This window comes from Mycetocola sp. Y171 (assembly GCF_056713165.1).
This window is the reverse complement of the sequence record NZ_JBWYGX010000002.1, coordinates 640,748-658,082: the sequence shown is the minus strand read 5'-3', so window position 1 is coordinate 658,082 and position 17,335 is coordinate 640,748. Positions and strand designations below refer to the sequence as shown.

Below are 17,335 nucleotides of genomic sequence, written 5' to 3'. Positions count from 1 at the left end.
CGACTACGCTTGCAAGTCGGACACGATCCGATCGATCTGTACCGTCCCATCGCACAAAGGAGTTCAGCGTTGCCCGGAGAAAACCTCACCCGCGCCGAAGCACAGGAACGAGCATCGCTCGTCTCCACCCAGAGCTACGAGATCGCCCTCGACCTGACCACAGGACCTGAGACCTTCCGCTCGACGACAACGGTGCGGTTCAGTGCCACCCCCGGCGCGTCCACGTTCATCGACGCGATCACGCGCACCGTGCACTCGGTGACCCTCAACGGGACGAGGCTTGACCCGGCCGCCGTGAGCGACGGCATCCGCATCGCCCTCGACGACCTGCAGGCCGAGAACGAACTCGTCGTCGACGCCGACATGATCTACATGAACACCGGAGAGGGCCTTCACCGTTTCGTCGACCCGGTGGACGACGAGGTCTACCTGTACAGCCAGTTCGAGGTCCCCGACTCCCGCCGTATGTATGCGGTGTTCGAGCAGCCGGACCTCAAGGCGACGTTCCAGTTCACCGTGACCGCGCCTGAGCACTGGGAGATCATCTCCAACTCCGCGACGCCTGAGCCCGTGCCCGCCTCCACAGGGAGCAAGACCTGGGCGTTCGAGCCGACCGACATCATGTCGAGCTACATCACGGCGATCATCGCCGGACCGTATGCCTCGGTCCGCAGTGAGCTCACCTCCAGTGACGGCCGCACCATCCCGCTCGGCGTGTTCTGCCGCAAGAGCCTGTCCGAGTACCTCGACGCCGATTACATCTTTGAGAAGACCCGCCAGGGTTTCGAATACTTCGAGTCCAAGTTCGACTACCCGTACCCGTTCCCGAAGTACGACCAGCTGTTCGTTCCCGAATACAACGCTGGCGCCATGGAGCACGCCGGCGCTGTCACATTCACCGAGGCGTACATCTTCCGGTCGAAGGTGACGGATGCCATCAAGGAGCGTCGCGTCGTCACGATCCTGCACGAGCTCGCCCACATGTGGTTCGGCGACCTCGTCACGATGAAGTGGTGGAACGACCTCTGGCTCAACGAGTCGTTCGCGGAGTGGGCGTCGACCATCGCCGTCGCAGAGGCCACGGAGTGGACCGGCGCATGGACCACGTTCAACGCCATGGAGAAGAGCTGGGCGTACCGCCAGGACCAGCTTCCCTCCACCCACCCGATCGTCGCGACCATCAACGATCTCGAGGACGTGCAGGTCAACTTCGACGGCATCACATACGCCAAGGGCGGGTCGGTGCTCAAGCAGCTCGTCGCCTGGGTCGGAATCGATGCCTTCTACGCCGGTGTGTCCGCCTACTTCAAGAAGCACGCGTGGGGGAACACCGAGCTCGTCGACCTGCTCACCGAGCTCGAGACGGCATCCGGTCGCGACCTCAGCGACTGGGGCAAGCTGTGGCTCGAGACGGCCGGTGTGAACACGCTTCGTCCGGAGATCAGCGTGGACGACTCCGGTGTTCTCACCGCGTTCACCGTGCTGCAGAGCGCGGTGCCCGAGTACCCGACGATCCGCCCGCACCGTCTGGCCATCGGCTTCTACAACCTCGTCGACGGCAAGCTGGTCCGTGAGGACCGGCTCGAACTCGACGTCGACGGTGAGCGCACGGATGTTCCCGAGCTCGTCGGCAAGAAGCGCCCGGACCTCATCCTCCTCAATGACGACGACCTCGCATACGCCAAGATCCGTCTCGACGAGGCCTCCCTCGCTGTGGCCACCGAGTCGCTGTCCGCGATCGAAGACCCGCTGGCGCGGTCGCTTGTCTGGGCCGCTGCCTGGGATGCCACGCGCGACGCCGAGACGCCGGCACGCGACTACATACGACTCGTCCTCGGCAACATCGCCACCGAGAGTGAATCGACGACGATCCGGACGACGCTGAACCAGCTCGTACTCGCCGCGACCCAGTACGTCGCTCCTGAGGCCAGGGAACATGTTCTCACCGAGGTCGGCGACGCCCTCTGGCAGCTCGCCCAGGGTGCAGAGGCCGGCTCGGACGCCCAGTTCCAGTTCGTGAAGTTCTTCGCGGGAGTCGCATCCACCGGCACGCACTTCGACGTGATCCGCGCACTGCGCTCTGGTGAGAGAAGCCTCGACGGGCTCGAGATCGACACCGACCTCGACTGGGAGCTGCTCACAGCGCTCACGGCCGGTGGAGCCGCAACCAGCGACGACGTCGACGCCGCACTCGCCGGAGACAACACGGCGAACGGCGCGAAGGCTGCCGCACTCGCCCGCGCCGCGATCCCGACCCTCGAAGCGAAGCGTGCCGCATGGGCATCCGTCGTCGACACCGACACGGCCCCCAACGCGATCGTCCAGTGGACGGGAATCGGATTCCAGCGGGCTCGCGACAAGAACGTCCTCGCGTCCTTCATCCCGGACTACTTCGGGATGCTGCAGCGCATCTGGGACTCACGCAGCTACAAGATCGCCGAGTACCTGGCGGTGGGTCTCTACCCGGCGCCCCTCGCGAACGCGGAGCTGCGCGACGCGACCGTCGCCTGGCTGGAGACGAACGACGAGCCGCCCGCGCTGCGCCGGATCGTCGTCGAGAACCTCGCGGGGGTCGAGCGCGCCATGAAGGCGCAGGAGCGCGACGCTCAGGCGTAACCGCCCGCGAGTTGCCGGGTTTGCAGGGGTCAGGACGCGTCCGCACCACTGCAAACCCGGCAACTCGCGTCTAACTGACGGGCCGGGCCTCCAGCATCCGTCCAGTAGCCCGCCCCTAGACTTGAGGCAATGAATATGACTGAATTCTGGGCCGCCGTCACCGTGTTCTTCGCGACACCGCTCGGCACCCTTGTCGCCATCGCCCTCATCATCGTCGGCGCGTTCATCGCGGCCTGGCTGATGCACTTCGTGATCCGCAGGGTCGTGAACCAGATCGTGTCCGGGGTGAAGAAGAACCAGGGCGCTGAAGACACGCAGGCGCTCAACGTCTCCCCTCTCGCGGCCGTGCGCCTGGTGCAGCGCACCCGCACCCTGGGCACGGTGCTCGGCAACATCGTCAACGTCACCGTCGTGATCATCGCCATCGTGCTCGTGGTGAACCAGATCGACCAGAACATCATCGGCTCGCTCGCACTCCTCACCGCCGCTCTCGGCGCCGGCCTCGGTTTCGGCGCCCAGAACATCGTCAAGGACGTGCTCAACGGCCTGTTCATGGTGATGGAGGACCAGCTCGGCGTCGGCGACGTCGTCGACCTCGGCCCTGCGACCGGTGTCGTCGAACGCGTCGGCATCCGCATCACCCAGGTCCGCGACGTCAACGGAACGCTGTGGTTCGTCCGCAACGGTGAAATCCTCCGCGTCGGCAACATGTCCCAGGGCTGGGCCCGGGTGATCATCGACCTCGCCGTCCCGTACGACGCCGATGTCGAGGCTGTCCAAGACCGGATGCTCGACGCGGCGTCATCGCTCGCCCAGGACCCGAAGTGGCGCAGCCGCATCCTCGAGCGCCCTGAGCTCTGGGGCATCGAGTCCATCTCCGAAGAGGCCCTCGTCATCCGCCTGGTCATGAAGACCCGCCCGCCGGCGAAGGATGACGTCGCCCGCGAGCTCCGCACGAGGCTCAAGGCCGCAACGGACGAACTGGGTATCCAGCTGCCGACGCTCAAGAGCGTCGTCCTCGAGGGATTCGACGGAGCGGCATCCGTCACCGGTGCCCGCCCGCCGCGGACGAAGCCGCTCAAGGTCGTCAACCAGGCGCCTCACGCCACGAAGAAGGCCTCGAAGAAAGCCCCGCAGACGCCATGAGCGACCTCCTCTCCTCCAACACTTTCTACGAGGAGGTCGGCGGGCGCGCGACCTTCGAGAAGCTCTGCCGCGAGTTCTACAAGGGCGTCGCTGCCGATCCGGTCCTCAAACCGATGTACCCCGAAGAGGACCTCGGACCGGCCGCTGAGCGTCTCACGATGTTCCTCGAGCAGTATTGGGGAGGACCGTCAACCTACAGCGAACAGCGTGGCCACCCGCGCCTGCGAATGCGGCACATGCCGTTCAAAGTCAATCCGGACGCCCGTGACCGCTGGCTCCTCCACATGCGCGCCGCAGTCGACACGCTCGGGCTGTCGCCGCTGCACGAGGCCACGCTCTGGGACTACCTCGAGCGAGCAGCACAGGCCATGGTCAACACGTTCGACGAGTAACACCAGAGAGGCCGGGTGATCTCCTACGATGGGGGAACCCGGAGGGCGACGGAGCCTCACGGATGAAGGAGTTCCCGGATGCCCTCACCCACACCGACCTCAGCCGATGCCATCGTCGTCGGCGCCGGACTCGCCGGTCTCGTCGCTGCAGCCGAGCTGGCGGATGCCGGCAGGCGCGTGATCATCGTCGAGCAGGAGCCTCAATCGTCCCTCGGCGGTCAAGCGCACTGGTCGTTCGGCGGCCTGTTCCTCGTCGACACGCCTGAGCAGCGCCGAATGGGCATCCATGACTCGCACGAACTCGCCTGGCAGGACTGGCAGGGATCGGCCGGCTTCGACAGGCCGGAAGACGACTGGGCGAAACGGTGGGCGGAGGCATACGTCGACTTCGCCGCCGGAGACAAACGGTCCTGGCTGAACGAACAGGGCGTCGGCTTCTTCCCCGTCGTCGGCTGGGCGGAGCGCGGCGGGTACACGGCGAACGGGCACGGGAACTCGGTGCCGCGGTTCCACATCGTCTGGGGCACCGGCCCTGCCATCGTCGAGCCGTTCCTCCGTCGCGTCCAGGCGGGGATGGGAGCCGGCCGGGTGCACATCCTCCACCGGCACCGCGTCGACGACCTCGTGCTGACCGACGGGGCCGTCACCGGCGTCAGCGGCACCATCCTGGAACCCTCGACGGCGAAACGCGGCGAAGCCAGCTCCCGCAAGGTGAGCGGCGAGTTCGAGTTGTCCGCGCAGGCGGTCGTCGTCACGACCGGAGGAATCGGCGGCAACCTCGACCTGGTGCGTGAGAAGTGGCCGGCCAGACTCGGTGCTGCCCCTGCGTCGATGCTCGCCGGTGTGCCCGCCCATGTCGACGGGCGCGGGCTGGGAATCGTCGAGCGAGCCGGAGCCCGTCTCGTCAACGGCGACAGGATGTGGCACTACACCGAAGGCATCACCAACTGGGACCCGGTCTGGGCCTCACACGGCATCCGGATCCTGCCAGGGCCGTCGTCGTTGTGGCTCGACGCCACCGGCGCCCGCCTCCCCGCGCCTCTGTTCCCCGGCTTCGACACTCTCGGCACGCTCGAACACATCCTCGCCACCGGGCACGACCACAGCTGGTTCGTCCTCACCCAGAAGATCATCGAGAAGGAGTTCGCCCTCTCGGGAAGCGAACAGAACCCCGATCTCACCGACAAGAACCTCAAGCTCCTGCTCAAGCGCGTCGCGCCGGGCGCTCCTGGACCGGTTGAGGCATTCAAGGAGAAGGGCGAGGACTTCGTGGTCGCCGCGAACCTGCCTGAGCTCCTGGCCGGTATGCAGCGGCTCTCAGGAGACGCCGCGCTCGACACGGTGCGCGTCGAGCGGGAGATCCGGTGGCGCGATGCGCAGCTGGACAACGACTTCTCGAAGGATGCCCAGATCACCGCTATCCGCGGCGCACGGTCGTACCGCGGAGACAAGCTGATCAGGGTGGCCAGCCCGCACAAACTGCTCGATGAGAAAGCCGGGCCGCTCATCGCCGTGAAGCTGCACATCCTCACCAGGAAGAGCCTCGGCGGCATCCAGACCGACCTCTCCGGGCGGGCGCTGGCCGGGGACGGTAGCCCGGTCCCCGGGCTCTACGCCGCGGGTGAGGCCAGCGGATTCGGCGGAGGCGGGGTGCACGGATACCGTGCACTCGAGGGCACGTTCCTCGGCGGATGCCTGTTCACCGGCCGCACGGTCGGTCGGGCGATCGAGGCGCAGCTGCGCTGAGTTCGACGCCGGCGGTCCCCGCTGCTCGGGCCGAACCCATGTCGACCTCTTGCCGTCGGCCGTCCCGATGGTGTCGAATCGACTCAGGCCGTGCGAACGGTGCGGGCGACGCAGGGAGTTCCTCATGTCGGCAAAGGGTACGAACGCCCAGGCGAAAGGCGCTGGCCGGACCAGCGCGGAGCGGGTGGAGGCGTCGCCGGGCCTGTCGGCCACCCGTCCGGAGAACATCCGCAACATCGCGCTTGTCGGCCGTTCCGGGTCGGGCAAGACGATCCTGACCGAAGCGCTGCTCGCAGCAACAGGCGTTCTCACGCGCATGGGGTCGATCGTCGACGGCACGACCACGAGCGACTCGGACCCGTCCGAGATGCACCAGCAACGGTCTGTGGCGCTGTCGGTTCTGCCATTCGCGGTGGGCGACATCAAGGTGAACCTGCTCGACACCCCCGGCTACTCGGATTTCATCGGCGACCTGCGCGCAGGGCTGAGGGCAGCGGATGCCGCACTGTTCGTCGTCTCGGCGGTCGACGGTGTCGACGCGGCCACGACCGCCCTGTGGGCAGAATGCGATCACCTGGGGATGCCGCGCGCCGTCGTGATCAGCCGCATCGATCACCCGCGGGCCAACTACGACGCCGTTCTGTCCGCCTGCCAGGACGCCTTCGGCACCGCGGTGCTTCCGCTTTATCTCCCCGTGCGCTCCGCCGGAACGATCAGCGGGCTGCTCGGCCTGCTTTCCCGCACCGTGTCGGATCACAGCGCCGGACCCTCGCGAGTGTCCCGAACAGCGGATGCGGGCGAACTCGCCGAGTCGGAGAGCGCCAGGGGCGCACTGATCGAGGGCATCATCGCCGAGAGCGAAGACGAGACCCTGATGGACCGTTATCTCGACGGAGAAGAGATCGACCTCGACATCCTCATCGCCGACCTCGAGAAAGCGGTCGCAGGCGGGGCCTTCTTCCCGGTCCTGCCGACCTCGGCCGAGACCGGCGTCGGCATCACGGAACTCCTCGAGCTGATGACCGGCGCGTTCCCGCCGCCGACGGAGCGCCCAGTCCCTCCGGTGACCGATCTTCGCGGCAAGCCGGCAGGACGCCTGAGCTGTGACCCGGACGGACCACTCGTCGGCGAGGTGGTGCGGACGACCATCGACTCGTTCCTCGGTCGCGTCTGCCTGGTGCGGATCTTCTCCGGAACACTGCGCGAGAACTCGAACATCCACATCGGCGGTCACGGACTGGCGGATCGCGGTCACCAGGACCACGACAGCGACGAACGGGTCACTCACCTGCAGTCTCCACTCGGTTCCCGTCTGCGTGCCGTGTCGTACTGCGTGGCAGGTGACATCTGCGCGCTAACCAAGCTCAGCGGTGTCGAGACCGGCGACACGGTCTCCGACCGGGAACGGCCGCTCCTCGTCGCGGCGTGGGACATGCCTGAGCCGCTGATGCCCGTCGCGGTTCAGGGTGCGACGCACGCGGATGAGGACACCCTCGCCAGGAACATGGGAAAGGTGGCGGCCGTCGACCCGACGCTCCGCGTCGAACGCAACGCGGAAACGCACCAACTGATCCTGTGGTGCATGGGTGAGGCGCACGCGGAGGTCGTGCTCGACCGACTGCGCGGCCAGGGCGTCAAACTGCAGACCGTCGACGTGATCACGCCACTTCGAGAGACCTTCACCGCGCCGGCATCCGCCAGGGGGCGCTACGTCAAACAGTCCGGCGGACACGGCCAGTTCGGCATCTGCGACATCGAGGTCGAACCGCTCGAACGAGGCGCCGGGTTCGAGTTCGTCAACCAGGTGGTTGGCGGAGTCGTCCCTGGGCAGTTCGTCGGCTCGGTCGAAAAGGGGGTCCGTGAACAGATGCAGAGGGGCCTGTCCGCCGGGTTTCCCGTGGTGGACATCCGGGTGAGACTCGTCGGAGGGAAGGCTCACAGTGTCGATTCATCGGATGCCGCGTTCCAGGCCGCCGGCGCGCTGGCACTGCGCGAAGCAGCGTCCACCACCACGATCCAGTTGCTCGAGCCGGTTTCCACCGTCACGATCAGCGTTCCGGACAGTTACGTGGGCGCGGTGATGACCGACCTGTCCTCCCGCAGGGGCCACATGACGGGAACGTCGTCGATCGGCAGCCACACCGAGATCAGCGCCGAGATCCCGGACGCCGAGCTCCTGCGATACGCGATCGAGCTCCGCGCGCTGACCGCAGGCACCGGGAATTTCCGCCGGAGCTACCTGCGGCACGAGCCCGTCCCGTCGAAGACGGCAGCGAACGCCTGATCCGTGCGCTCCGCTGTCTGCTCGGCCGTTGGCATACTGGTGGGATGGCCACGACACCACCCGCAGAGGTCGAGATCTCGCCGGACCTCGTTCGTCGCCTGCTGGAGGCGCAGCATCCCGACCTGGCCGGCAAGACGATCGAGCTCGTGGCCTCCGGCTGGGACAACGCGATCTATCGGCTGGGCACGGACCTGCTCGTTCGACTCCCCCGGCGTCTGCTGTCGTCTCAGCTGGTGCTGAACGAGCAACGCTGGCTTCCCGGAGTCGCGCACCGCGTCACGGTGAACATACCCGTTCCGGTGCGGGCCGGCGTGCCGACGGACTTCTATCCCTGGCCGTGGAGCGTCACGCCGTGGTTCCCCGGCGATGTCGTCGCCCTCCGACCGCGAAAACAGCGGGCGGATCTCGCCGAACCGCTCGCGGTCTTTCTCGCCGAGTTCGCTGAGGCCGCCCCCGACGACGCACCGGAGAATCCGTGGCGCGGTGTTCCGCTCGCCGACCGGGATGTCAGCGTCCGGGAGCGTATCGCGTCGGGGCTGGTACCCGAAGCGGATGCTGCATCCCGGCTGTGGGACCACGCGATCAGCCAACCGGTGTGGAACGGCCAGCGGCTGTGGGTCCACGGCGACCTGCACCCGGCGAACCTCGTCTCCGTCGACGGGTCCCTGGCCGCGGTCCTGGACTTCGGAGACCTCACCGCAGGTGACCCGGCCACCGACCTCGCGGCCGCGTGGCTCGTCTTCGACGCGCCCGGTCGCGCACGATTCCGAGACGCCGTCGACCGTTCCCGCAACATTGACGCAGCGACCTGGATCCGCGCCCAAGGTTGGGCGCTCTGCCTGGCGTCGGCGCTGCTGACCGCCTCGGACGATTCTCCAGCGCACCGGCGGATCGGTGAGGAGACCCTGGCTGAGCTTCTCGCCGGGTACTGACCGGCCGGAGCAGACTCGTCAGCGCGGGGCGAGGACGCAGAAGTCGTTGCCTTCGATGTCGGTGAGGACCCGCCACGGCACATCGCCCTGGCCGATGTCCGCGTCTGAGGCGCCCAGCGCCTGCAGTCGCGCCACCTCGTGGGTCTGGTCGTCGCCCGGGTACGGCATCACGTCGAGATGGACACGGCTGCGGGTGCTTCCCCCACCTGGCGCGCGAACGAATTCCAGGTACGGCCCGACACCCGCGGCTGAGCGCAGGCTAGCATGCTCGTCGGTCACCTCGTGCAGGGTCCAGTCCATCGCCTCGTGCCAGAACCTCGCCATGGCCCGAGGATCCGCGCAATGGACGACCACCGCGGCGACCGGCCCGGTGTCCTTATAGACCGGCCGCGGCTCCAGCACGCAGAAGACGTTTCCCTCCGGGTCGGCCAGAACCGTCCACGGCACGTCTCCCTGCCCGACGTCGGCGGCTGTCGCGCCGAGATCCATCAGCCTCGCGACGAGCTCAGTCTTGTGCGCCGCCGACGTCGTGGCCAGATCGAGGTGCACACGATATCTCACGGTTTCGGGGTCAGGGACGGAGACGACATCGATGCATACCGCGGACGGGTCAGGCCAGACGAAGCCCGTGGGTTCGACGTTCGTCACGCCCGGCCCCTCACTGGAGACACCCCAGCCGAGAGCATCCGCCCAGAACCGGCCGAGCGCCGCGTCATCCCGAGCCTTGACGTTCACCTGTACGAGTCGCAGAGCCATGGCGCACGAGCCTACTCCCCCGGGAAGTGCCGATCCGTGCAGACACGGGCTACAGGCCGCGGCCGGTCCTGACGAGCACGTGACCGCGAACCGGACTGGCCCTCAGCCAGCCTCCAGACGCGAACAGCGGAATCTCTTCGTCGCCGACGAGGAAGCCGAGACTGGCCGCCGCGAAGGCGAGTCCTGATGGAACGTTCGCCTGACCGTCGAGCGGGCGCGACCAGACGTCCGAGCGGACACGCTGGACGATCAGATCTCCGGTGTTCTCGGGAACCGCACGCGCGACCTCGCCCGCGCCGTCGCGGGCGACGAGCTCGAGAGCGAGAGAGTTGAGGGAGGCGATCTTCTCCCAACCGCCGCGTGGTGGCGCGATCCCCGACCAGCTGGTGCGGACATCCGCAGCGGGCAGCGGCACGGTCGGAGTGTCGTCGGCGGGGTCGAGCAGGGCGAGCCGATCCGACATCGCCGCGGGGGGAATGACGCGATCGAACGTGGCCCCCGAGACCTCGGTGAACGTCCTCAGGCCGAGGATGGTGGGGCTGGTGTCGAGGAGACCGCGCGGGTGAAGCACGGCCGAATACACGGCGAGGACTCCCCCGCCGGCGATGAGCCGTACCGCTGTGTCGTCGACGAGCCTCGCCCGCGCGAGGTACACCCTGAGGTCGGCGGCGGCGTGGGCGTCCTGGAGCGTGATCACGTCATTCATCTGCTGTCTAAACTACCTAACAGGGCGGTGCGATCCCGACCATGCCCGGCCAGCCACGATCGGAGAACGATGACCGACCCCCTCGCTTCGCTGCTTCACGCACTCGACCTCTCGGACACGGGTGCCAGAACGAGTGAGGACATCTTCACCGGCCCGTCGCAGTGGATGCCCGGTGGGCGAGTCTACGGAGGCCAGGTCCTCGCCCAGTCGGTCATGGCGGCCTCGATGACCACGGAAGAGCACCGGGTCGTGCATTCGATGCACGGCTATTTCCTCCGGCCGGGCGACGTCAACCAGCCGATCACCTTCAGCGTCGACCGAATCCACGATGGCCGGTCGTTCTCGACCCGAAGGACCCAGGCGTACCAGAACGGCCTCCCGATCCTCTCGATGATCGCGTCGTTCCAGGACATCGACGAGGGACTCGACCACCAGGCACCGATGCCTGAGGGTTACCCGGACCCTGAGGATCTGCCGTCGACCGCAGATCTCCTGGCGCACATCGACCACCCCGTCGCCCGGTCCTGGGCGGGAGACCGGCCGTTCGACATCCGTCACGTGCCTTCGCCCATCTACCTGTCGGTGGAGGGCGAGCACACCGCGACCAATGCCGTCTGGGTGAAGGCGATCGGTGACCTTCCCGACGACGAGAGCCTGCATCGCGCCGCCCTCGCCTACGCCAGTGACTACCCTCTGCTCGAGTCCATCCTGCGTCGCCACGGTTTGCCGTGGATGACCCGCGACCTCAAAGTCGCCAGCCTCGACCATGCCATGTGGTGGCACCGCCCGGCGCGGGTCGACCAGTGGCTGCTCTACGTCCAGGAGTCCCCGAGTGCGTCAGGCGGGCGCGGTCTCGCGCAGGGCCGGTTCTACACCCGCGAGGGACAGCTCGTCGCGAGCGTGGCTCAGGAGGGCATGGTCAGGGTGCCGCCGGCGCTGAGCGATGGCGGACCGGCTAACGGCGCTTCGTGAACGGGACGGGATCCTCGAGGTAGCGTGTCCAGGCCGTCCGCTCCTCATCGGTGATCCGGCGGGGGCGTGAGGTGGCCGCATCGACGAGGACGATCGTGCTCGACGCACGCGCATACAACGGCTGGTCGCCGCCGGCGGGACCGTACACTTCGTAGTCCACCTCGAGGCTCGCGCCGCCGAGGTTCCCGATCCAGACCTGCACGTCGAGCGGTTGCCGCTGGTACGGAATGGGCGCCACATATTCGACCTCGTGCCTGGCGATGAGCGTGATCGTGTTCGATCCCGCTTCCGCCTCGATCAGGGCCATCCCCGAATCGATGTCGCCGCCTTCACTGTCGTCGCGCCAGAAGACGCGGACACGCGCTTCCTCGAGCAGTCGCATCAGCTCCACGTTGTTGACGTGGTTGTACGCGTCGAGGTCGCCCCAGCGGAGGTGGATCGGGACGTGGACCCGCATCAGTCCCTCGTGAGCTTCCGGTACGCGGAACGGTGCGGTTTCGCGGCGTCGGGTCCGAGGCGCTCGATCTTGTTCTCCTCGTACGACTCGAAGTTTCCCTCGAACCAGTACCAGTTGCCCGGGTCTTCCTCCGTGCCCTCGTAGGACAGGATGTGGGTGGCGATGCGGTCGAGGAACCACCGGTCGTGGGTGATGACCACGGCACAACCGGGGAACTCGAGGAGCGCGTTCTCGAGGCTTCCGAGCGTTTCGACGTCGAGGTCGTTCGTCGGTTCGTCGAGGAGCAGCAGGTTGCCGCCCTGCTTGAGGGTCAGGGCGAGGTTGAGCCGGTTGCGCTCACCACCGGAGAGCACACCGGCCTTCTTCTGCTGGTCAGGACCCTTGAATCCGAACTGGGAGACGTAGGCGCGGGACGGGATCTCGGTCTTGCCGACCTGGATGTAGTCCTGGCCGTCTGACACGACCTCCCAGAGGTTCTTGTTGGGGTCGATGCCGCCGCGGCTCTGGTCGACGTAGGAGATGTCGACCGTGTCGCCGACCTTGAGCTCGCCGCCGTCGAGCGGCTCGAGGCCGACGATGGTCTTGAACAGCGTGGTCTTACCGACACCGTTGGGGCCGATGACGCCGACGATGCCGTTGCGGGGAAGGGTGAAGCTGAGGTCGCTGATGAGGATCCGCTCGCCGAAGCCCTTCTGCAGCTTCCGTGCGTCGATGACCTGTGAGCCGAGACGGGGTCCGACGGGGATCACGATCTCTTCGAAGTCGAGTTTGCGGGTGCGCTCGGCCTCGGTCACCATCTCTTCGTACCTGGCGAGGCGGGCCTTCGACTTGGCCTGGCGGCCCTTGGCGTTCGAGCGGACCCAGTCCAGCTCCTCGGCGAGACGCTTGGAGAGTTTCTGGTCCTTCTTACCCTGGATCTGGAGGCGTTCCTGCTTCTTCTCGAGGTAGGTCGAGTAGTTGCCCTCATAGGGGTAGAGGTGTCCGCGGTCGACTTCGGCGATCCACTCGGCGACGTGGTCGAGGAAGTACCGGTCGTGGGTGACGGCGAGGACGGCGCCCGGGTATTTCGCCAGGTGCTGCTCGAGCCACAGGACGCTTTCGGCGTCGAGGTGGTTGGTGGGCTCATCGAGGAGGAGGAGGTCGGGCTTCTGCAGGAGGAGCTTGCACAGCGCGACGCGGCGCTTCTCACCACCGGAGAGGTTCGCAACGTTGAGGTCGCCCGGCGGCGTGCGCAGGGCGTCCATGGCCTGCTCCAACTGCGAGTCGAGGTCCCAGGCGTCTGCGTGATCGATCTCTTCCTGCAGGGTGCCCATTTCAGCGAGCAGCGCGTCGAAGTCGGCGTCCGGTTCAGCCATGGCTGCGGATATCTCGTTGAAGCGGTCGACTTTGCCCTTGATCGGCCCGACGCCCTCCTGGACGTTCTCGAGGACGGTCTTCGTCTCGTCGAGCTCCGGCTCCTGCATGAGGATGCCCACCGTGTAGCCGGGAGTCAGCTTCGCTTCACCGTTGCTCGGGGTGTCGAGCCCGGCCATGATCTTGAGGATCGTGGACTTACCAGCACCGTTGGGACCGACGACGCCGATCTTCGCACCGGGGAAGAACGACATCGTGACATCGTCGAGAATGAGCTTGTCGCCGACCGCTTTGCGGGCGCGCACCATGGAGTAAATGTATTCAGCCATATTGCTACCAGTCTATTGGCCTTGTACTGCCGATGAGACATGTGCCCGTCCCCAGCAGCGGGGCGACCGTGGAGTGGTAGCCGCCGACCGCCGCGCCGTTCTGACCGATCAGGCAGGATTCGCCCCACTTGACCGAGAACTGGATGGAGTCTGCCGCGTTCCCGATGGTCGTCGTGTCCGAGGTCACTTCCATGGCGGTCTTGTCGAAACCTGCTGCGACGAGGCCGTCGACGAACGCGCGGCCGTCAGCGGCCGCGTTCGCTGTGAGTGTCGCCGCGTTGACGGTGTCGAAGAACACCACCGCTTCGTCTGCCGGAGCGTCCGGGTCGAAGGTCGGTGCCGCGGAAGGAGTCGACGTCGGTGTCTTCGTCGTCGGGGCGGGCGTAGCCGCAGGCGGTGTCGACGAACACCCCGTGAGGAGACCGACCAGGAGCGCGCCCGCTGCCATGCCGCCGGCACTGCTGATCCGTGTCCGCATCCCTGATCTCCTCCGACTGTCACAGGGGGCACCGGTCGCAGCGCCCCTCCTCGATAGTAGGCGGACGGCGGTCGGCGGATGTCAGAACGGTGTGTCGGTTGCCTGTGCGGATGCCCCGAATCCGCCGGCGGCGGAGCCGGGAGCCGCCGCCCACGTCTCGGTACGCTCCGCCCCGCCGGGTCCAACGCTCGCCTGCTCGCCGACGGCCTCCTGCCCGGCGGCATCAGGCGCACCCGATCGTCCCTCCTCGACGGAGCCGTCGGCCGGGGCGGGCTCGCGCTGAATCGTCCTCACGTAGTGGGCTGTGCCCCAGACGAGATCGTGACCGATGCTGTCGGCTTCGACGTCGACGGACGTTCCGGTCTTCTCGCCGGATTCCCAGCGCCGGACTTTCAACCGACCGGTCACGAGCACGCGGTCGCCCTTGTGCACCGATGTTCCGGCGTTGACCGCCAATGCCCGGAACGCCGTCACGGTGTACCAGTTCGTCTCACCGGCCACCCACTCGGACGTGCGCCTGTCGAAATATCGCTGGTTCGAGGCCAGCCGGAAGCTGGTGAACGGGACTCTGTCGTCGCTGCTGACCACGTGCGGCACGGTCGCGACGAGGCCGGTCAGGGTGATGGTGTCGGTCATGGGGTACTCCGTCCTCAGAAGACACGCGCGGCGGCTCCGGCGTGCAGATGGTCCCGGGGCAGGCCCTCGTGCCGGACCGCCGGCCCCGGAAACCACAGCACGAGTGTGCCCTCGATTCCGGAGCGGGCGACTCGCGCGCCACGATCGGTGGGGAACGACACCGGCGAGGCCGGGTGTGGAGGGCGCGGCGAGCGTCGCCGATCGCGACGATCGGTAAGTGACCCAGTCACTAGCATTGCCTCATGACTTATGTTGCCGATGAGAACCGTTACGACACGATGCAGTACGCCAGGACCGGCAAGAGCGGCTTGATGCTTCCCCGCGTCAGCCTCGGTTTCTGGCACAACTTCGGCGACGCCCGCGGCTGGGAGACCCAGCGAGCGATCGTACGCAGGGCATTCGACCTCGGAATCACCCACTTCGATCTCGCCAACAACTACGGCCCGCCTCCCGGATCGGCCGAACGGAATTTCGGTCGCATCCTGGCCGATGACTTCTCGTCGCACCGCGACGAGATCGTCGTGTCGACCAAGGCCGGATACGACATGGCCCCTGGCCCGTACGGCGAATGGGGTTCCCGCAAGACGCTCCTCTCATCGCTCGACCAGAGCCTCGGGCGTCTCGGGCTGGACTACGTCGACATCTTTTACTCCCACCGCCCGGACCCTGACACCCCGATCGAGGAGACCATGGGCGCCCTGGCGACCGCGGTCAATTCCGGCAGGGCACTGTACGCGGGCATCTCGAACTACTCGCCGGAGCAGACCAGGCAGGCCGCTGCAGCACTGGCGGAACACAAGATCCCGCTCCTCATCCACCAGCCGAGTTACTCGATGTTCAACCGCCACGTCGAGAACGGACTCCTCGAGGTCCTCGACGAGGTCGGCGCCGGATCGATCGTCTTCTCCCCGCTCGCCCAGGGAATGCTCACCGACCGCTACCTCGACGGAACCGTCCCGAGCGGCTCCCGTGCGGCGACGAGTCATTTCCTGTCACCCGAAAAACTGAGCGAGACATATCTCGAGCGCGCCCGTGCCCTCAACGGCATCGCGCAGGGTCGCGGGCAGTCTCTCGCCCAGATGGCGCTGACGTGGGTGCTCAGGCATCCTCAGGTCACCTCGGCACTGATCGGCGCGAGCTCGGTCGCCCAGCTGGAACAGAACGTCAAGGCGCTCGAGGCCGCTCCCCTGAGCGATGAGGAACTCGCCGCCATCGAGCCGTTCGCCGTCGACGGGACCGGCCTGAAATAGGCCGGCACCTTCTCGTCCTCCCAGGCATCGCGTCAGCCCGGTCGTCCCCGCCATCCGGCGCGGTTCGGCCGGGCTTTCGCGTGTCGGGGCGCCCACGTCCCTCCTCGCCGGTCGGATGTCAGTGGTGCCGCTTAACCTCGGAACACGAGATGATCCGGGGCCGGCCACAGGCGAGGAGGAACGATGACCACCACGATGACGACCACCAGACCAGTGGGCTCGGCGACACCGGCACGGGCGATCGCCACCGCTTCCGGCACGGCACGGCACCGCACCGGGCTCAGCCTGGTCCGCGTGAAGGACGACCTCTGGCGCGCGACCGTCGCCGACGGGCGAATCCTCGGCCACATCGAGCGCCGCGACGACGTCGATGGAACGACCTATGTCGCGAAGCGACTGGTACCAGCCCAGGCGCGGTTCCACACGCTCGGCGAGTTCTGGGAGATCGACGACGCCATGGATTGCCTGCACTCTCTCTGACTGCGCCGGCGCCTGAAATGCGCGACACGGCTCGGGCTCCGCTGCTGGGTGACAGTTCGCGGGTAATCTTCGGCACATGGAATTGTGGAACGAATTCGTAGCCTGGCTTACCGCAACCGACACGCGACCGGTTATCTTCACCGTGATCGTCGTCGCTGTCGCCATCCTCGTTTCGGCGCTTCTCGCAGCCGCAGTGACGAAGGCATCCGTCCGGCGCCTGCTCGAGCAGCGTGACCGCGACCTCAAGGCATCCGCTATCGCCGCGCTCGTCGACGCCTCCACCGAGGCCGCCGTCTGGACGTCGCTGACGCCACAGGAACAGGCGATCGCCGACCGCTCAGCCGGTCAGGCCGACATCCAGCTGCGTCTGCTGCCGGTCAAGGGCGCCGCTGTTGCGGCAAATTGGGCCGCGCACCAGCTCGCCGAGATGAAGCGGAACTCGGCCACCTTCGGTTTCGAGCTCGCTCCAGCGCAGTCGGAGTTCCGCGATCGTCTCGTCGAATGGCAGGCTCGTCCGTCGCGCACACGGCGCGTATTCGAGAGCGACCTCGAGCGCTGGAAATTCGAGAACACCGCGACCGAGAAGACACTCCTCGCCGAACAGGACGCATGGGCTGCCCGCCAGCACCGCGAACAGTTCACAACAACCGACGCAGGCGAGCCCGCCGTCCAGCCCGCGGCATTCACCAAGGCGGACACAACCACCCAGAAGCTCATCGACGATGTCGCTGCAATGGACGTCAAACGGGCGGCCACGGAATCCGAAGCGGAAGCCGAGAAGAAGCCGGCCTGACCGGTTCCC

16 protein-coding genes are annotated in these 17,335 nt (G+C 67.0%); 10 read left to right on the top strand and 6 right to left on the bottom strand.

The window, feature by feature from the left end:
* Positions 1–69: 69 nt before the first annotated feature.
* From pepN to AC1M2K_RS12850, 6 genes are all read left to right on the top strand, one after another.
* On the top strand, positions 70–2,616 hold the full coding sequence (gene pepN, locus AC1M2K_RS12875) for an aminopeptidase N (protein ID WP_480241288.1): 2,547 nt from the start codon (positions 70–72) through the stop codon (positions 2,614–2,616).
* Between the two features lie 129 nt (positions 2,617–2,745).
* Positions 2,746–3,762: a mechanosensitive ion channel family protein gene (locus AC1M2K_RS12870; protein ID WP_480236740.1), complete on the top strand. Its 1,017-nt coding sequence runs from the start codon at positions 2,746–2,748 to the stop codon at positions 3,760–3,762.
* Positions 3,759–4,154, top strand: coding sequence for a globin (locus tag AC1M2K_RS12865; protein WP_480236741.1), 396 nt, complete (start codon positions 3,759–3,761; stop codon positions 4,152–4,154). The genes AC1M2K_RS12870 and AC1M2K_RS12865 overlap by 4 nt, the downstream gene beginning before the upstream one ends.
* A 78-nt stretch (positions 4,155–4,232) precedes the next feature.
* A complete protein-coding gene (locus AC1M2K_RS12860; RefSeq protein ID WP_480241287.1) occupies positions 4,233–5,900 on the top strand; it encodes an FAD-binding dehydrogenase in 1,668 nt (555 codons plus the stop codon).
* A gap of 124 nt (positions 5,901–6,024) precedes the next feature.
* A complete protein-coding gene (locus tag AC1M2K_RS12855; RefSeq protein WP_480241286.1) occupies positions 6,025–8,184 on the top strand; it encodes an elongation factor G-like protein EF-G2 in 2,160 nt (719 codons plus the stop codon).
* Between the two features lie 44 nt (positions 8,185–8,228).
* A complete protein-coding gene (locus AC1M2K_RS12850) occupies positions 8,229–9,116 on the top strand; it encodes an aminoglycoside phosphotransferase family protein (RefSeq protein WP_480241285.1) in 888 nt (295 codons plus the stop codon).
* An 18-nt stretch (positions 9,117–9,134) separates the two neighbouring features.
* Here the strand turns inward: AC1M2K_RS12850 and AC1M2K_RS12845 are convergent, their stop codons facing one another.
* Both AC1M2K_RS12845 and AC1M2K_RS12840 read right to left on the bottom strand, forming a co-directional pair.
* Positions 9,135–9,872, bottom strand: coding sequence for a VOC family protein (locus AC1M2K_RS12845; RefSeq protein WP_480241284.1), 738 nt, complete (start codon positions 9,870–9,872; stop codon positions 9,135–9,137).
* Between the two features lie 49 nt (positions 9,873–9,921).
* On the bottom strand, positions 9,922–10,578 hold the full coding sequence (locus AC1M2K_RS12840) for a DUF8185 domain-containing protein (RefSeq protein ID WP_480241283.1): 657 nt from the start codon (positions 10,576–10,578) through the stop codon (positions 9,922–9,924).
* A gap of 69 nt (positions 10,579–10,647) precedes the next feature.
* Between AC1M2K_RS12840 and AC1M2K_RS12835 the strand changes: the two genes are divergently transcribed.
* Positions 10,648–11,550 (top strand): acyl-CoA thioesterase, encoded by a 903-nt coding sequence (locus tag AC1M2K_RS12835; RefSeq protein ID WP_480241282.1) that lies wholly within the window; start codon positions 10,648–10,650, stop codon positions 11,548–11,550.
* Here the strand turns inward: AC1M2K_RS12835 and AC1M2K_RS12830 are convergent.
* The 4 genes from AC1M2K_RS12830 to AC1M2K_RS12815 all read right to left on the bottom strand — a co-directional run bounded on the left by AC1M2K_RS12830 (position 11,534) and on the right by AC1M2K_RS12815 (position 14,803).
* Positions 11,534–12,007 (bottom strand): acyl-CoA thioesterase, encoded by a 474-nt coding sequence (locus AC1M2K_RS12830; RefSeq protein WP_480236748.1) that lies wholly within the window; start codon positions 12,005–12,007, stop codon positions 11,534–11,536. The genes AC1M2K_RS12835 and AC1M2K_RS12830 overlap by 17 nt on opposite strands.
* Positions 12,007–13,689, bottom strand: coding sequence for an energy-dependent translational throttle protein EttA (gene ettA / locus AC1M2K_RS12825; protein ID WP_480241281.1), 1,683 nt, complete (start codon positions 13,687–13,689; stop codon positions 12,007–12,009). The genes AC1M2K_RS12830 and ettA overlap by 1 nt, the downstream gene beginning before the upstream one ends.
* Positions 13,690–13,693: 4 nt before the next feature.
* On the bottom strand, positions 13,694–14,167 hold the full coding sequence (locus AC1M2K_RS12820) for a DUF6993 domain-containing protein (RefSeq protein WP_480241280.1): 474 nt from the start codon (positions 14,165–14,167) through the stop codon (positions 13,694–13,696).
* An 81-nt stretch (positions 14,168–14,248) separates the two neighbouring features.
* Positions 14,249–14,803, bottom strand: a complete 555-nt coding sequence (locus AC1M2K_RS12815; protein ID WP_480241279.1) for a single-stranded DNA-binding protein — start codon at positions 14,801–14,803, stop codon at positions 14,249–14,251.
* Between the two features lie 242 nt (positions 14,804–15,045).
* Here AC1M2K_RS12815 and mgrA point away from each other — a divergent pair, with 242 nt between their 5' ends.
* The 3 genes from mgrA to AC1M2K_RS12800 all read left to right on the top strand — a co-directional run bounded on the left by mgrA (position 15,046) and on the right by AC1M2K_RS12800 (position 17,326).
* Positions 15,046–16,053 carry an L-glyceraldehyde 3-phosphate reductase gene (gene mgrA, locus AC1M2K_RS12810; protein WP_480236752.1) on the top strand — a complete coding sequence of 336 codons (1,008 nt, stop codon included), beginning with the start codon at positions 15,046–15,048 and terminating at the stop codon, positions 16,051–16,053.
* Between the two features lie 183 nt (positions 16,054–16,236).
* Positions 16,237–16,533, top strand: a complete 297-nt coding sequence (locus AC1M2K_RS12805) for a hypothetical protein (RefSeq protein WP_480241278.1) — start codon at positions 16,237–16,239, stop codon at positions 16,531–16,533.
* Between the two features lie 76 nt (positions 16,534–16,609).
* Positions 16,610–17,326: a hypothetical protein gene (locus tag AC1M2K_RS12800; protein ID WP_480236754.1), complete on the top strand. Its 717-nt coding sequence runs from the start codon at positions 16,610–16,612 to the stop codon at positions 17,324–17,326.
* The last annotated feature ends 9 nt before the right edge of the window (positions 17,327–17,335 follow it).

Excerpts from the sequence above, each read along its gene's own strand:
- AC1M2K_RS12835 (WP_480241282.1), top strand. The coding sequence starts at position 10,648 with ATGACCGACCCCCTCGCTTCGCTGCTTCACGCACTCGACCTCTCGGAC.
- AC1M2K_RS12815 (WP_480241279.1), bottom strand. The coding sequence starts at position 14,803 with ATGACCGACACCATCACCCTGACCGGCCTCGTCGCGACCGTGCCGCAC.
- AC1M2K_RS12865 (WP_480236741.1), top strand. The coding sequence starts at position 3,759 with ATGAGCGACCTCCTCTCCTCCAACACTTTCTACGAGGAGGTCGGCGGG.
- AC1M2K_RS12800 (WP_480236754.1), top strand. The coding sequence starts at position 16,610 with ATGGAATTGTGGAACGAATTCGTAGCCTGGCTTACCGCAACCGACACG.
- AC1M2K_RS12855 (WP_480241286.1), top strand. The coding sequence starts at position 6,025 with ATGTCGGCAAAGGGTACGAACGCCCAGGCGAAAGGCGCTGGCCGGACC.
- AC1M2K_RS12805 (WP_480241278.1), top strand. The coding sequence starts at position 16,237 with ATGACCACCACGATGACGACCACCAGACCAGTGGGCTCGGCGACACCG.
- AC1M2K_RS12845 (WP_480241284.1), bottom strand. The coding sequence starts at position 9,872 with ATGGCTCTGCGACTCGTACAGGTGAACGTCAAGGCTCGGGATGACGCG.
- AC1M2K_RS12850 (WP_480241285.1), top strand. The coding sequence starts at position 8,229 with ATGGCCACGACACCACCCGCAGAGGTCGAGATCTCGCCGGACCTCGTT.
- AC1M2K_RS12820 (WP_480241280.1), bottom strand. The coding sequence starts at position 14,167 with ATGCGGACACGGATCAGCAGTGCCGGCGGCATGGCAGCGGGCGCGCTC.
- mgrA (WP_480236752.1), top strand. The coding sequence starts at position 15,046 with ATGACTTATGTTGCCGATGAGAACCGTTACGACACGATGCAGTACGCC.
- ettA (WP_480241281.1), bottom strand. The coding sequence starts at position 13,689 with ATGGCTGAATACATTTACTCCATGGTGCGCGCCCGCAAAGCGGTCGGC.
- AC1M2K_RS12870 (WP_480236740.1), top strand. The coding sequence starts at position 2,746 with ATGAATATGACTGAATTCTGGGCCGCCGTCACCGTGTTCTTCGCGACA.
- AC1M2K_RS12840 (WP_480241283.1), bottom strand. The coding sequence starts at position 10,578 with ATGAATGACGTGATCACGCTCCAGGACGCCCACGCCGCCGCCGACCTC.
- AC1M2K_RS12860 (WP_480241287.1), top strand. The coding sequence starts at position 4,233 with ATGCCCTCACCCACACCGACCTCAGCCGATGCCATCGTCGTCGGCGCC.
- AC1M2K_RS12830 (WP_480236748.1), bottom strand. The coding sequence starts at position 12,007 with ATGCGGGTCCACGTCCCGATCCACCTCCGCTGGGGCGACCTCGACGCG.